The organism is Pantoea sp. GW821-FHT03E06 (genome assembly GCF_059420725.1).
In genome coordinates, this window is record NZ_JBWKUG010000002.1 from 408,123 (window position 1) to 421,455 (window position 13,333).

At 52.6% G+C, this 13,333-nt stretch carries 11 protein-coding genes; 6 read left to right on the forward strand and 5 right to left on the reverse strand.

Annotation, left to right across the window (positions count from 1 at the left end):
• Positions 1-8: 8 nt before the first annotated feature.
• Positions 9-2,117, reverse strand: coding sequence for an FUSC family protein (locus AC07WB_RS21400; protein WP_494941279.1), 2,109 nt, complete (start codon positions 2,115-2,117; stop codon positions 9-11).
• A gap of 519 nt (positions 2,118-2,636) precedes the next feature.
• Here AC07WB_RS21400 and yfiR point away from each other — a divergent pair.
• From yfiR to yfiB, 3 genes are read left to right on the forward strand one after another with little or no spacing between them, the layout of a single operon-like run.
• Positions 2,637-3,197, forward strand: coding sequence for a regulatory sequestration protein YfiR (gene yfiR / locus AC07WB_RS21405; RefSeq protein WP_400457685.1), 561 nt, complete (start codon positions 2,637-2,639; stop codon positions 3,195-3,197).
• A gap of 1 nt (position 3,198) precedes the next feature.
• Positions 3,199-4,413: a diguanylate cyclase DgcN/YfiN gene (gene dgcN / locus AC07WB_RS21410; RefSeq protein ID WP_494941280.1), complete on the forward strand. Its 1,215-nt coding sequence runs from the start codon at positions 3,199-3,201 to the stop codon at positions 4,411-4,413.
• On the forward strand, positions 4,410-4,883 hold the full coding sequence (yfiB, locus tag AC07WB_RS21415; protein WP_494941281.1) for an outer membrane lipoprotein YfiB: 474 nt from the start codon (positions 4,410-4,412) through the stop codon (positions 4,881-4,883). Before dgcN ends, yfiB begins: the two co-directional genes overlap by 4 nt.
• Here yfiB and uvsE read toward each other — a convergent pair.
• The gene (uvsE, locus tag AC07WB_RS21420) at positions 4,870-5,844 is read right to left on the reverse strand and encodes a UV DNA damage repair endonuclease UvsE (RefSeq protein ID WP_494941282.1); all 975 of its coding nucleotides are present in this window, start codon (positions 5,842-5,844) and stop codon (positions 4,870-4,872) included. The genes yfiB and uvsE overlap by 14 nt on opposite strands.
• 165 nt (positions 5,845-6,009) lie before the next feature.
• Complete coding sequence (locus AC07WB_RS21425) at positions 6,010-8,040, reverse strand: choline transporter (RefSeq protein ID WP_097097939.1); 2,031 nt, start codon at positions 8,038-8,040, stop codon at positions 6,010-6,012.
• Positions 8,041-8,296: 256 nt separating this feature from the next.
• Here AC07WB_RS21425 and betI point away from each other — a divergent pair, with 256 nt between their 5' ends.
• The 3 genes from betI to betA are packed head-to-tail and all read left to right on the forward strand — an operon-like array spanning position 8,297 to position 12,084.
• On the forward strand, positions 8,297-8,890 hold the full coding sequence (betI, locus tag AC07WB_RS21430) for a transcriptional regulator BetI (protein WP_097097940.1): 594 nt from the start codon (positions 8,297-8,299) through the stop codon (positions 8,888-8,890).
• 13 nt (positions 8,891-8,903) lie between these two features.
• The gene (gene betB / locus AC07WB_RS21435; RefSeq protein WP_494941283.1) at positions 8,904-10,376 is read left to right on the forward strand and encodes a betaine-aldehyde dehydrogenase; all 1,473 of its coding nucleotides are present in this window, start codon (positions 8,904-8,906) and stop codon (positions 10,374-10,376) included.
• Positions 10,377-10,404: 28 nt separating this feature from the next.
• Positions 10,405-12,084 carry a choline dehydrogenase gene (betA, locus tag AC07WB_RS21440; RefSeq protein ID WP_097097942.1) on the forward strand — a complete coding sequence of 560 codons (1,680 nt, stop codon included), beginning with the start codon at positions 10,405-10,407 and terminating at the stop codon, positions 12,082-12,084.
• Between the two features lie 590 nt (positions 12,085-12,674).
• Here betA and AC07WB_RS21445 read toward each other — a convergent pair.
• Both AC07WB_RS21445 and vapB read right to left on the reverse strand, forming a co-directional pair.
• Positions 12,675-13,091, reverse strand: coding sequence for a type II toxin-antitoxin system VapC family toxin (locus AC07WB_RS21445; RefSeq protein WP_494941284.1), 417 nt, complete (start codon positions 13,089-13,091; stop codon positions 12,675-12,677).
• Positions 13,088-13,315 carry a type II toxin-antitoxin system VapB family antitoxin gene (gene vapB / locus AC07WB_RS21450; RefSeq protein ID WP_345830660.1) on the reverse strand — a complete coding sequence of 76 codons (228 nt, stop codon included), beginning with the start codon at positions 13,313-13,315 and terminating at the stop codon, positions 13,088-13,090. Before vapB ends, AC07WB_RS21445 begins: the two co-directional genes overlap by 4 nt.
• Positions 13,316-13,333: the final 18 nt, after the last annotated feature.

A 13,333-nucleotide genomic window follows, 5' to 3' on the forward strand; every position in this document is an offset into this window, starting at 1 on the left:
CGTGCGCATTAGCGTGCACCTGACTTTGTGTGAATAAAACGACGTCGCGCAATAATCTCCACCTGACGCGGCGTCGCCACCGGCCACGCTTGCTGCGGGAACAGATACAACCGAACGCTGAACAGATGGAACAAGGGTGTTAGCACCCTTTCATCGCTTTTTGCCAACTGCTCCAGTATCAACAGCAGCAAATCCAGTTCCTCTTGCAAGTCAGCGTGCGGCGGCGTCTGCAAGGATTTCAGCCTGCGTTTAAGAAACAGCGCCAGTTCATGAAACATCTGTCCGCTATCCAGCTGATATTGCTGCAGAAGCGCTTTGTGCCGCGCGTAGTAGTCAAAACTGTTTACGCCCAACCACACTTCTTTGAGCAACATTCCGGCTGAACGCATATCGGGATGCGGATCCAGACGCAAACGCGGCAGTACCACATTCACTTTATCCAACATCAGACTGATAAAGCGTTGGCGTCCCAGCAGCGACGAGCCATTACGTTCGGTCTCTTTAATAAAGCGTAACAGCTCGCGCAGGCCTTGCCGCACTGCGCGGCGTGCGGTCCAGGAAGGTCGTTTGTTGCGCATGATGGCTGTTACGATAACCGCAAACATCACGCCGGCCATCGAGGCAATCGCATTATTGATCAGCAATACCAAATCCGGTTTTAGATGGTGACCCAAACCAATGAAACCGGGAATTTGAATCGCGACGCTGAGGCCAATCATGTTGGTCGAAGGCCGCGCAATCATCAGCGCAAGCATCATCAGGCCAGGTGCCAGGCAAATGATTAACGCTTCAAATGAGGTGGCTTGCGGTAACAGCAGCGCCACGTATATCACGCTGATAACAATGGCTACGATGACGCCACGCACAAACAGCTTCATCGAGGTTAGCGGCGTATCCACACTGGCCAGCAATGAGCACAGGATGGCCGCCATTACCGGCGCCGACGCGCCATCGCGCCAACCCGAGGCCATCCATAACAGGCAGGAACCGAAGGTTGCGCAAAATGCGGTTAACGCGGAGAGCCGGATCAGCCCCTTATCAAAAAAGCGATGCGTGCGTTTGCCCCGTGCCAGCGTGGTGTCGCCTGACAAATCGCTGACCAAACCACTTACGCTTTGATACGCACCGGCAATACGCACAAAATCCGTCAGTCGTTCAAGTAATCCGGTCAACAGCAGCCAGGTTTCCGTGGGCATCTCCCCGTTTTGCCATGTGGCATTGAGTTCCTGCTGACAGCCACTCAGCGTCTGCTGAATGCCACTGGTTTCACCCACCGCTTCGCCATCATGTAGCCATTGCAAAAACAGCTGAAAAGTTAGCGCCACATTTTCCGGGAAAGTAATTTGCAGCGCAGATAACCGCTGTAAACGCAGCTCAATCGCCGTGAGCGTCGGGATTAAATAGGAAAGATGTTGGTATTGTACGCTGACCAGACGAATTAACCGGCGCGCGGCATCGCCTTCATAGACGCAGTGGGTAATCAGCACTTCCACCTGCTGCGGGTTGGTTGCCATGCGGATGAGGATATCGTCGCGCTCAGGCGATGTGTCGCTGGGAATACCGGAGAGCAGATCGCTGCATAATTTGCGCGCGTTGAGATACCACAGGCTAACGCTTTGCTCCAGCAGGCTGCGCATCGAGACCGGAAATAACAGCGCATGCACCAGGCTGCTGCAGACAATACCCAACGTGATCTCTTCTATACGCGAGATAACCGTGCTGGTGATAGAGAGCGGCGTGGTGACTTCCGGGAACCCCATGATTGCTGCACTGTAACCGGCCAGCATGAAAATATAACTTTTTGGTGTACGGTCATGCAGCGACAGATACAAGCAAACGCTCACCCACAGCGAGACGCAGAAACAGAACAACAATGGATGTTGCACGGTTGGCGGAAAAATAAAGAAGATAAATACGCCACCCAGCAAGGTGCCGAGTAATCGAAACACCGATTTGGAAATGGTTGAGGCGGAATAGAGCTGCGACGCAAGCAGGACCGTGGTCACTGCCCAGGCCGGCTTATCCAGATTCAATTCCAGTGCGAGATACAATGCCAGGAAGGCGGCCAGAGAGGTTTTTACAGCAAAAAAAACGGCGTTTTTTGAAAACCACTGCATCACACAAAGACCAGGAAGTACGAGTGCTGCGTATCCTGCCAGAATGTAAAAAAGCCTCACCTCGATAAATACGACAAAATGTTTCGCAATAAAAAAAGATGTTCTTAAACCGCATGCTTTGCGCGGATAACGTGTAAGGACTGCTAATGCAATCTGATTGCTGGAGCGCATTATTGCTGCTGTTTTGCACAATTATCGCGCCTGAGACGATTTTTACGAGGATCTGTTATCAGACAAATAAATGTGTGCTGGATCACACTTTGTTGAAACATGCTCATTCCGGTGGGATTTCCATAAAATTATTTCGCGCAGAGAAAAGAGGTTTCCTGTGCCAGATTATCTCTTCATCTACCAAAGCGCCTCCCGCCTGGACGAGTAGCCACTCCGCTCGCTGCCATTGATTGTGGCGACCCGATCAGCGCGAGCGGCCAACCCCAGTACTCTTTTAAAACCGGCGATGGTACTATTTACCCGCTTAATCAGGCGCAGAACGATGCCAAGAATGACCAGGAACGCAGGATGTTATGTAAACAACACGCTTATTGGGAAGCCAACTGGCAATTATCCCTGATCCACGCCTGTAAAATTTTTATCCATGCCATCTTTCTGCTGCTGTTTATTTCACACTCTGCTTTTGCCGAAATTAAAGACGATAAAGCTAACCGGATCGTCAGCGGCATTATTAGCTTTACGCACTGGCCGGGTTTAACGCGCGCACCGCAACTTTGCGTATTTTCATCCGCGCAGCATCTCTCGCTGCCGCAAAATACCGCCTCCAATGCAGCGCTGTTTAAGGTGGTCTATTTGACCAGCCAGAGCGAGCTGGCGACGCAAGATTGCGATGCGGTCTATTTCGGCGAACAGACGCCACAACAACAGCTGGAAATTGCTAAGCAATTCAGCGGGAAACCGGTGCTTACCCTGGCTGAAAACAATACAGATTGTACGATTGGTGCCGCATTTTGTCTGATCTTCAATGCTGACCACACGCTATTTTCAGTCAATCTTGATTCACTGGCGCGGAGTGGCGTCAGGGTAAGCCCAGATGTGCTGTTGCTGTCCCGCAATGGAAGCAAATAAGATGAAACTCGATAAAATAAGAAATGACAAATCATCGATACGCAATAAGTTGCGCAAAATTAGCACCATCAATTCTGCCGTTATTTTATTGCTGTGCTGGCTGCTGCTCTCTTCAACGTCGTTACTGTTTATAAAAAACTACGAAAAGCGCAATCTGGAACTGATTGCTGCGACGCTGAGCACCACGCTCACCGCCGCTACGGTATTTGAAGACAGTTACGATGCGCATAATAAAATTGCGCGCCTGGGTGAAGAAGGAATGTTTGACTCGGCAAAACTGGTCACTGATGATCACACTGTATTGGTGGAGTGGCACGATCATCAGCAAGAGAACGGCTGGTATCCGCGTTTATTGCGTGAATGGATTTACGTCAAACCGCTTAGCGTCAACATTAACCACGCGGAAGCCACTGTCGGCACGCTGACGCTTGAGGGCACCGTTACCGGTGCGGCCGAATTTATCCGCTACTCGCTGATGATTTTAACCAGCGGCATGCTGTGCGTATTGATTATCTCTTTCCTGTTGAGTGAGTTTTTGCATCGCGGCATGCTCGCCTCATTGCGCAATATCACCAGCTCAATTCATTACGTGATTCGCTCCGGTGACTTTTCATTACGTATTCCGGAAAGCCCAACCCGGGAGTTTCAGCTTTTCTCCGACGACCTCAATTCGCTGCTGACGGAGATGCAAACGTTGCAGGCTTCGCTGCTACGTGACAATCAGTCGCTGGCGGCTAAAGCCCTGGAAGATCCGTTAACCGGCCTGGCTAACCGCGCCGCTTTTGTGGCCCGCCTATCGCAATTGCTCGATCGGCAGTTCGCGAAAGAGCGTTTTGCCCTGCTGTTCCTCGATGGCGATCGCTTTAAGAGTATTAATGACAATTGGGGACATGCAGCCGGTGATGAGGTTCTGAAAACCGTCGGATCACGCCTTTCCGCTTTGGCTTATAAAAATGATTTAGTGGCACGACTTGGGGGCGATGAGTTCGCCATGTTAATCACCAGCCGGGTAAGTGAAGCACAGCTTCAATTGCTATTGCAGGATATTCACGAAGCGATTAGCCAAAAAATTGTGGTTGCGGAAGGCACTCAGATAACCACCTCGGTAACCATCGGCTATGCCTGGTCACAGCACGGCGATACGGTGGAATCGATTCTGGAACGCGCAGATATGAATATGTATAAAAATAAGGGAATAAGTAAGGTGCAGGTATGAAAAGAAAACTTTTCCTGATGATGGTGGTATGGGCGCTGGTTGGCTGCCAGTCAACGGGGCGCTTCAGCGATGCGCAAATAGCGGCGATGCGTCACGCTGGCTTTAGTGAAAATAACGAAGGCTGGGGGTTAGGCTTATCGGACAAAATTTTGTTCGGTGTGAACGAGTCGGAACTCACGCCAGCCAGTAAAAGTACCATCACCACGATGGCGAGAAATTTGGCGGCTAGCGGCATTAAGCACGTGCGCGTTGATGGTCATACAGATAACTACGGCAAAGCGGATTATAACCAACAGCTCTCACTGAAACGCGCCAACGCCGTAGCGGCTCAGTGGGCGGAGGGCGCGGCAATCCCACGCGACAATATTGTCACGCGCGGCCTCGGCATGAGCGCGCCGGTCACCAGTAATAACAGCGCTCAGGGCCGGGCACAAAATCGCCGCGTAGCGATTGTGATTACCTCACCGTAATGCGCTGGCACTCGACTGCATAATGGTATAAACGGTCGCGTGCTAAATTCTTCATTTTGACTTCGCACATAATATCAAAGGCATTAAACGACAGCGCCCAATCATTTAACGTTTGATTGAAGTAGTAATCAGAGTGGGCGCGAAGTTTCGACTTTGATACCGCCAAATCCTGCTGATCGGGAAAACCGCGCCCGGGAATGATGCCTTCCTGAGCAATTGAATAATGAAGTACCGGCCGCACATCACGCCATGACGCCTTAATCAGTTCAATACGCGCATCGTCAGCCTGAATATATTGATTCTCTTTCACCCAATGATGGTGGATATCCAGCACCACAGGACAAAGATGGCGCGCCTGTAATACATCATCCAGCGAGCAGGATATCTCATCATTTTCCACCGTGAGCATATTACGGGCTGCCGGACTCAGGCGCCTAAACGCGGCGCGAAATCCCTCAATCCCCTTTTTCCCGTTCATATGGATATTGATTTTGAAATCCTGAAACTGGCGGCCATAACCCATCAGCACGGCGCAGGTGGCGTGATATTCCACATCTTCAATCGCGCGATCCACTACGCCCTCATTATCTGATGCCAGCACGGTATATTGGCCGGGGTGAAATGACAGGCGAATATTATGGGCGCGCGCCAACTCACCGCAGCGCTGTAATAACGGCTCGAGATCCTTCAGCAATTCACCATAAAGCTGAGTAGCTTGCGGGACCGTGTAGAGCGGTAACAGATCGCTGCCAATTCGCATCATGCGAAGCGCGTCTGGTTGCGCTGCCAGCTGGTTCAGCGTGAGGTAGAGGTTTTGCAGATTATTCTGCGCAAGTTGGTTCAGCAGCGTGATGCGAGCATCATCGTCAAGGCTGAGAAAGCGCGTGCGCGTGGTGCTTTTGAAGGGAAACGGCTGGGTAGCCTGTTGATCCAGATACTTACAAGCAAAGCCTAATTTCATTTCATCCCCCATTTAATCAGCTTGAAAGCTTAGCTGTTATTCGGGAATCTGCGCGAGTGGGTCGCCATGAATGGCGACCCTACAGGCGTTACAGCGATGATGACTCAGTAGCAAATGGCGAACGAAAGTCGTTCAGTGCTTAGCTCATCGGCAGGTGACCACCCGTTACACGCTCGGGAAGGTCATGCTGCTGCCCGGCGCTTCACGATGAAGATGGATAAAGTTCAGGTGACGCTCATACTGATCGAGAATATCGATAATCACCTGCTCTTTGTTGTAGTCCATCAAATCGTTGCCCTGGCTGCCTTCCAGCAGGAAGGTTTCCAGGCGGTAATAGGTTGATTTACCGCTGCGCGCACGATAGGTAAAGCCCGGTACCGAGTACTGTTGTGGCCAAATCTGATAGACGAAATCCTGCTCTTCGCCCAGCAGCACGCGCAGGTCCAGATGGCCCAGCGGCTGCCCTTCCTCCGGTTCCGCCCGCTCCAGCGACACGCGTCCACCGCGCAGTTCCAGCTCTTTCGCCACGTCCTGCATCGCTGGATACAACACCTCTTCCATCATTTTCTGCGTATAGCGCGTGCCCGGGTAGTTCATCAGGCGCGATAAACGCTTCTTCCAGCTCAGACGATCGTTGCTGGCCGGAATATACGGCGCAGTGTCGCGGCTGGCGCTGGCGCGGCGATGATCTTCCACCTTCAGCGATTTATACAAGCCGGCCATCACAAAGAAGATCACGAAACTGAACGGTAAGCCCATGATCACCGTGGCGTTCTGCAAGGCAGAAATGCCGTTGGTCATCAGCATGCCCATGGTCAGCACACCAATCGCTATCGACCAGAAAATACGCAGCCAGTTTGGTGCATCGCTGTTGATGTCTTTCAGCTTCGAGGTGAAGTTACCCAGCACCAGCGAGCCTGAATCAGCAGACGTGACATAGAACAGCATACCGGTGATGGTGGCAACGGAAGCACTGAACTTAAAGGCGGGATACTGCGCCAGCAGACTGTAGAAACCGCGTTCGGCATGCGCCATCACTTCCTGCGCAAAACCTGCATCGCCGTGAATGATTTCGTACAGCGCCGCGTTACCGAACACTGACAGCCACAGCAGCGTAAAGGTGAAGGGGATGATCAGCGTACCTAATACGAACTCACGAATGGTACGGCCGCGTGAAATACGCGCAAGGAACAGGCCAACAAACGGTGACCATGCAACCCACCATGCCCAGAAGAACAGCGTCCAGCTATTCATCCACTCTCTTGGCTGATCAAAGGCAAAGGTGTTGAGCGTCATGCCCATAAAGCGATTGACGTAATCCCCCACGTTCAGCACCAGCGCATTAAGCAGGAAGTCCGTTTTGCCCATAAACAATACGAACAGGATCAAGCCCAGCGCCAGCGCGACGTTGAGTTCCGAAAGAATACGGATCCCTTTATCTACGCCGGAGGTGACTGAAATGGTCGCGATAATCACCGACAGCACAATCAACGCCGCCTGCGCGGTGAAACCTTCCGGCACATCAAACAGTACATTAAGACCGTAGTTAAGCTGCACCACACCAATACCCAAGGTGGTGGCGATACCAAAGATGGTGCCGATTACCGCGGCGATATCTACCGTGTGACCAATCGGACCATTAATGCGCTTACCGAATATCGGATAGAGCGCGGAACGAATGGTGAGCGGCAGATTGTAGCGATAGCTAAAGTAGCCGAGTGCGATCCCCATTAACGCGTACATAGACCAGCCGGTCACGCCATAGTGAAACAGTGTCCACACCATTGCCTGACGCGCCGCTTCCATGGTCTGCCCTGCACCTTCCGGCGGCTGCATATATTGGGTAACCGGTTCGGCTACCGAGAAGAACATCAGGTCTATACCAATACCGGCCGCGAACAGCATTGCCGACCAGCTTAGTAAGCTGAATTCGGGTTTGGATTGCTCAGGCCCGAGCTTGATCGCGCCGTAGCGGGAACACGCCATGTAAATGACGAACACGATGTACAGCGTGGCAGCGAGCATGTAGTACCAGCCAAACGTGGAGGTGACCCAATTGACGGCGGTCTGAATCCAGCTGGCCGCTAATTCGCTGTAAAAAATCGTGACAAGTGAAAACGTCAGAATCAGTCCGGCGGAGGTGTAAAACACCACAGGATTGATTCTGTCTTTTTCACTGGCAGGTGGATTAATCATCGATTACCTCTGGTTAATTTCCTGTAATTCATGCCAATAAAGCCCGATTTGGTCGCAATGAATGGCGATCCTAAGCGGGAAAATGCGGTTTTCGTAGGGTGTGCATTAATGCGCACCTGCTAAGTTCCTTTCAACTAACCGCTCCGTTTCTGTAACAAATCAAGCACAGCATCCTAACAAATTTCTTTTTTATATTGAACGTGCAATCAAAAAAAGTTTTAATAGTGTCCTTACATTGCGGTGGAGCTGGAGCGTTATGCCAAAGGTGGGAATGCAGCCGATACGTCGTCGGCAACTGATTGATGCGACCCTGAGTACCATTAATGAAGTCGGGATCAACGACGCCACCATCGTGCAAATAGCACGACGTGCCGGCGTATCGACAGGCATCATCAGCCACTACTTCAAAGACAAGAACGGTCTGTTAGAAGCCACCATGCGCGACGTTACCCGTCAGTTGCGCGATGCCGTGGCGGCACGATTGAAGCCGCTGGCCGACGCCAGTACCGAAGCGCGCCTGCTAGCGATTGTGGAAGGCAATTTTGATGATTCGCAGGTGCACAGCGCCGCGATGAAAGCCTGGCTGGATTTTTGGGCCAGCAGCATGCATCAGCCACAGCTAGGGCGACTGGAGCGCGTTAGCAGCCGTCGACTGTTTTCCACACTCGCGGCTGAATTTCGCCGCGTGATTCCGCGCGAAAAGGCTCGCCTGGCGGCACATGGTCTCGCCTCGCTGATCGATGGCCTATGGCTGCGCGCCGCGCTAAGCGGTAAACCGTTCGATTTGGATATCGCCAGAACGCTCACCACCCAATTCATTCGTCAGCAGCTGGCTGACCAGAATCACTGAGGAAGGAGAAATCATGTCCCGATTCACCGAGCAACACCTTTATATTGATGGCGCACGAGTTCCCGCTGCGGCAGGCAACACCTTTCAGACCATCAACCCGGCCAACGGCGAAGTACTCGCTGAAGTGCACGAGGCCGAGCGCGCGGATGTTGATCGCGCTGTCGCCGCGGCAAAAAAAGGCCAAAAAGTCTGGGCGGCGATGACCGCGATGGAACGCTCGCGCATTTTGCGTCGTGCGGTGGATATTCTGCGTGAACGCAATGATGAACTGGCCGCGCTGGAAACCCTCGACACCGGCAAGCCGCTCAGCGAAACCCAGTATGTTGATATCGTCACCGGCGCCGACGTTCTGGAATACTACGCCGGCTTGATTCCCGCGCTTGAAGGCCAGCAAATTCCGCTGCGCGATACTTCTTTCGTCTATACCCGCCGTGAACCGCTGGGCGTGGTTGCCGGTATTGGCGCGTGGAACTACCCGATTCAGATTGCCTTGTGGAAATCGGCGCCAGCGCTGGCTGCCGGTAACGCGATGATCTTCAAACCGAGTGAAGTCACACCGCTGACCGCGCTGAAACTGGCAGAAATCTACACCGAAGCCGGCGTGCCAGATGGTGTATTTAACGTGGTGAACGGTCGCGGCTCCGTCACCGGGCAGCTGCTGACCGATCATCCGGGCATCGATAAAGTCTCCTTCACCGGCGGCGTGGCAAGCGGTAAGAAAGTGATGGCTAACGCGGCTGGTTCGACGCTGAAAGACGTCACCATGGAGCTGGGCGGTAAATCACCGCTGATCATCTTCGATGATGCGGATCTCGATCTCGCTGCCGATATCGCCATGATGGCGAACTTCTACAGCTCCGGCCAGGTTTGCACCAACGGCACGCGCGTGTTCATCCCTGCCAAATTGCAGTCTGCGTTTGAAATAAAAATTACCGAGCGCGTGGCGCGCATTAAAGCGGGAGACCTGAACGATCCGGACACTAATTTTGGTCCACTGGTGAGCTTCCCCCATCGCGACAACGTCATGCGCTATATCGAATCAGGTATTAGCGAAGGCGCGCGTTTGCTGTGCGGCGGTAAACGCTTAAGCGGCGCGGGCTTCGATAACGGCGCATGGGTGGAGCCGACCGTGTTCACCGATTGCCGCGATGAGATGACCATCGTGCGCGAAGAGATTTTTGGCCCGGTGATGTCAATTCTGACTTACGAAAGCGAAGACGAAGTGGTACGTCGCGCCAACGCGACCGATTTTGGTCTGGCGGCCGGTGTGGTGACGCAAGATCTTAACCGCGCGCACCGCGTAATTCACCAGATTGAAGCGGGCATTTGCTGGATTAACACCTGGGGAGAATCCGCCGCTGAAATGCCGGTGGGTGGCTATAAGCACTCCGGCGTGGGCCGCGAAAACGGCCTGATGACGCTGCAGAATTACACCCAGGTGAAATCTGTTCAGCTCGAAATGACCCGTTTTCAGTCCGTATTTTAATTTTGGCTTTTAACCTGAGGAACGACTAATGGAATTTGATTACATCATTATCGGAGCCGGATCCGCAGGGAACGTTTTGGCAACAAGACTGACCGAAGATAGCAGCGTCAATGTGCTGCTTTTAGAGGCGGGTGGCCCAGACTACCGCTTCGATTTTCGCACGCAGATGCCTGCGGCGCTGGCTTTCCCTTTGCAGGGAAAACGCTACAACTGGGCATATGAAACGGAACCTGAGCCATACATGAACAACCGCCGAATGGAGTGCGGGCGCGGCAAGGGTTTAGGCGGTTCATCGTTGATCAACGGCATGTGTTACATCCGTGGTAACGCCATGGACCTGGACAACTGGGCGAAGGAACCTGGCCTCGAGAGCTGGAGCTATCTCAACTGTCTGCCCTACTATCGCAAATCCGAAACGCGCGATATCGGTGCCAACGATTATCATGGCGGCGAAGGCCCGGTGAGCATTACCACCTGTAAACCCGGTAACAATCCTCTGTTTGCAGCGATGATTGAAGCGGGCGTTCAGGCAGGTTATCCGCGCACTGACGATCTCAACGGCTATCAGCAGGAAGGCTTTGGTCCAATGGACCGCTTTGTCACGCCGAAAGGCCGCCGTTCCAGCACCGCGCGCGGCTATCTCGATACCGCGAAAACGCGTCCGAACCTGAAGATCATCACGCATGCCACCACCGATCGCATTCTGTTTGACGGTAAACGCGCCATTGGCGTGCAGTATCTGCTGGGTTCCAGCAACACCTCGCATAAAGTCGAGGCGCGTCGTGAAGTGCTACTTTGCGCCGGTGCCATTGCTTCGCCGCAGATTCTGCAGCGTTCTGGCGTCGGTTCGGCAGCGTTGCTAAAACAGTTTGATATTCCGTTGGTGCATGATTTGCCAGGCGTGGGCGAGAACCTGCAGGATCACCTCGAAATGTACCTGCAATATGAGTGCAAAGAGCCGGTTTCGCTTTATCCGGCACTGAAGTGGTGGAACCAGCCGAAAATTGGCGCGGAGTGGCTGTTTAACGGCACCGGCGTTGGCGCCAGTAATCACTTCGAAGGCGGCGGCTTTATCCGCAGCCGTGAAGAGTTTACCTGGCCGAATATTCAGTATCACTTCCTGCCAGTAGCGATTAACTACAACGGCTCGAATGCGGTGGAAGCGCACGGATTCCAGTGCCACGTTGGCTCCATGCGCTCACCAAGTCGCGGCCATGTACGCCTGAAATCACGCGATCCACGTCGCGATCCGGCGATTCTGTTCAACTACATGTCACATGAGCAGGATTGGCATGAGTTCCGCGATGCCATTCGCATCACGCGTCAAATCATCAATCAACCGGCGCTGGATAAGTATCGTGGCAAAGAGATCAGCCCAGGCCTGGATTGCCAGACCGATGAACAGCTGGATGAGTTTGTGCGTAACCACGGCGAAACCGCTTATCACCCGTGCGGCACCTGTAAGATGGGTAACGACGAGATGTCGGTGGTTGATGGCGAAGGTCGCGTGCACGGCATTGAAGCACTGCGCGTTGTCGATGCCTCGATTATGCCGTTAATCATCACCGGCAATCTCAATGCCACCACCATCATGATTGGTGAAAAAATCGCGGATAACATTCGTGGTCGCCAGCCGCTGCCGCGCAGCGAAGCGGATTACTTTGTCGCCGGTGATAAGCCGGTACGCGCTGAACCGATGCGCGGATAACTACGCCATTCGCAGGGTAACGTTCTGTTACCCTGCCCTTTTACTCCATATATCGATAATAAGCTGCCATGGCTGGTGGCGCAGGATCGCCAGGTCGCCAAACCTATCACTTCGCAATACCACTATTACGGTTCGGATAGATATGAAGTTGACGCTAATGAAGCGCTGCCGCTGTTGGCCGGACATCCCGCTGTTTTCTGGCAAGATGCGCCGGATGTCCGCATCGATATTGAGTCAGGACAAATTCAGCTCTCGATCACCGAAAAGCACGACCAGCTTGTCTTAGGCTCAGCCCGAGTTTCGATAGCCGCGATCAGGTCGTCATGGTCAATGAAACGCCGACCCGATTAGTCGCCTATGCGGTGAACGAAGCACACAGAAAAATTGCCGCGGTACTCGGTGAAAAGCTGCGAATTCCCGCAACCATAACCGTAAACGTCAGCTGGCAGCGGACTTACTGGCAGGCAGTGATAGTGTGGGGAAAATGAATACCGAAACATTGTTGTCGGTGTTGCGTGGAGATTAAACACGCCATAACACAAACATTCATCTGGCTGCATTTATTTCAGTGCAGTCATTAATATTCGTTATTACTGAGACCAATCTTGTAGTTCGAGGCCTGCAACACGAATGAATTCTCGCGTATTATTGGTGACTAAAATAGTATTTGTCGCAATCGCATGCCCAGCAATTGCCGCATCATTAGCTCCTATCGGCGTACCGGTAGCAGCAAGCGCCATTTTCACTTGAGTGGTGGCATCAACTGCCGCACGGTCCCATGGCAAAACAGCATCAAGTCGAGTCACAAACGCTTCAACTAACGAGAGGTGTTTCGAAGAGGTTTTTTTGCCAATCGCGCCAAAGCGCATTTCGGCATAAGTGATAGCCGATACCACAATACGATCGCGTCGCATAACACATTGCGTTAACTTCTCAATCACCGCTTCCGGCTGCTCACGCATAATAAATGAGCATATATTGGTATCTAGCATATAGGTTTTCATCAAAGTTCAAACCGCCCTTCCTGAATCACGTCCTCCCTCTCACTCAAGAAGTCAGGCTCTGCCTTTTCTTCCAACAAGTAAGAATCCCAACTCGGTTTGACCGGACGCAGGATTAGCATGTCCCCTTCACGAATAATTTCGAGTTCGTTGACACCTTCAAAGTCCATGTCGCGCGGCAAACGGATAGCGCGATTGTTGCCATTTTTGAATACAGATACAGTACGCATGAGTTTCCTCCACAATGC

Coding starts and splice junctions, on each gene's coding strand:
- AC07WB_RS21400 (WP_494941279.1), bottom strand. CDS start 2,117: ATGCAGTGGTTTTCAAAAAACGCCGTTTTTTTTGCTGTAAAAACCTCT.
- betB (WP_494941283.1), top strand. CDS start 8,904: ATGTCCCGATTCACCGAGCAACACCTTTATATTGATGGCGCACGAGTT.
- uvsE (WP_494941282.1), bottom strand. CDS start 5,844: ATGAAATTAGGCTTTGCTTGTAAGTATCTGGATCAACAGGCTACCCAG.
- betI (WP_097097940.1), top strand. CDS start 8,297: ATGCCAAAGGTGGGAATGCAGCCGATACGTCGTCGGCAACTGATTGAT.
- yfiB (WP_494941281.1), top strand. CDS start 4,410: ATGAAAAGAAAACTTTTCCTGATGATGGTGGTATGGGCGCTGGTTGGC.
- betA (WP_097097942.1), top strand. CDS start 10,405: ATGGAATTTGATTACATCATTATCGGAGCCGGATCCGCAGGGAACGTT.
- vapB (WP_345830660.1), bottom strand. CDS start 13,315: ATGCGTACTGTATCTGTATTCAAAAATGGCAACAATCGCGCTATCCGT.
- AC07WB_RS21425 (WP_097097939.1), bottom strand. CDS start 8,040: ATGATTAATCCACCTGCCAGTGAAAAAGACAGAATCAATCCTGTGGTG.
- dgcN (WP_494941280.1), top strand. CDS start 3,199: ATGAAACTCGATAAAATAAGAAATGACAAATCATCGATACGCAATAAG.
- yfiR (WP_400457685.1), top strand. CDS start 2,637: ATGTTATGTAAACAACACGCTTATTGGGAAGCCAACTGGCAATTATCC.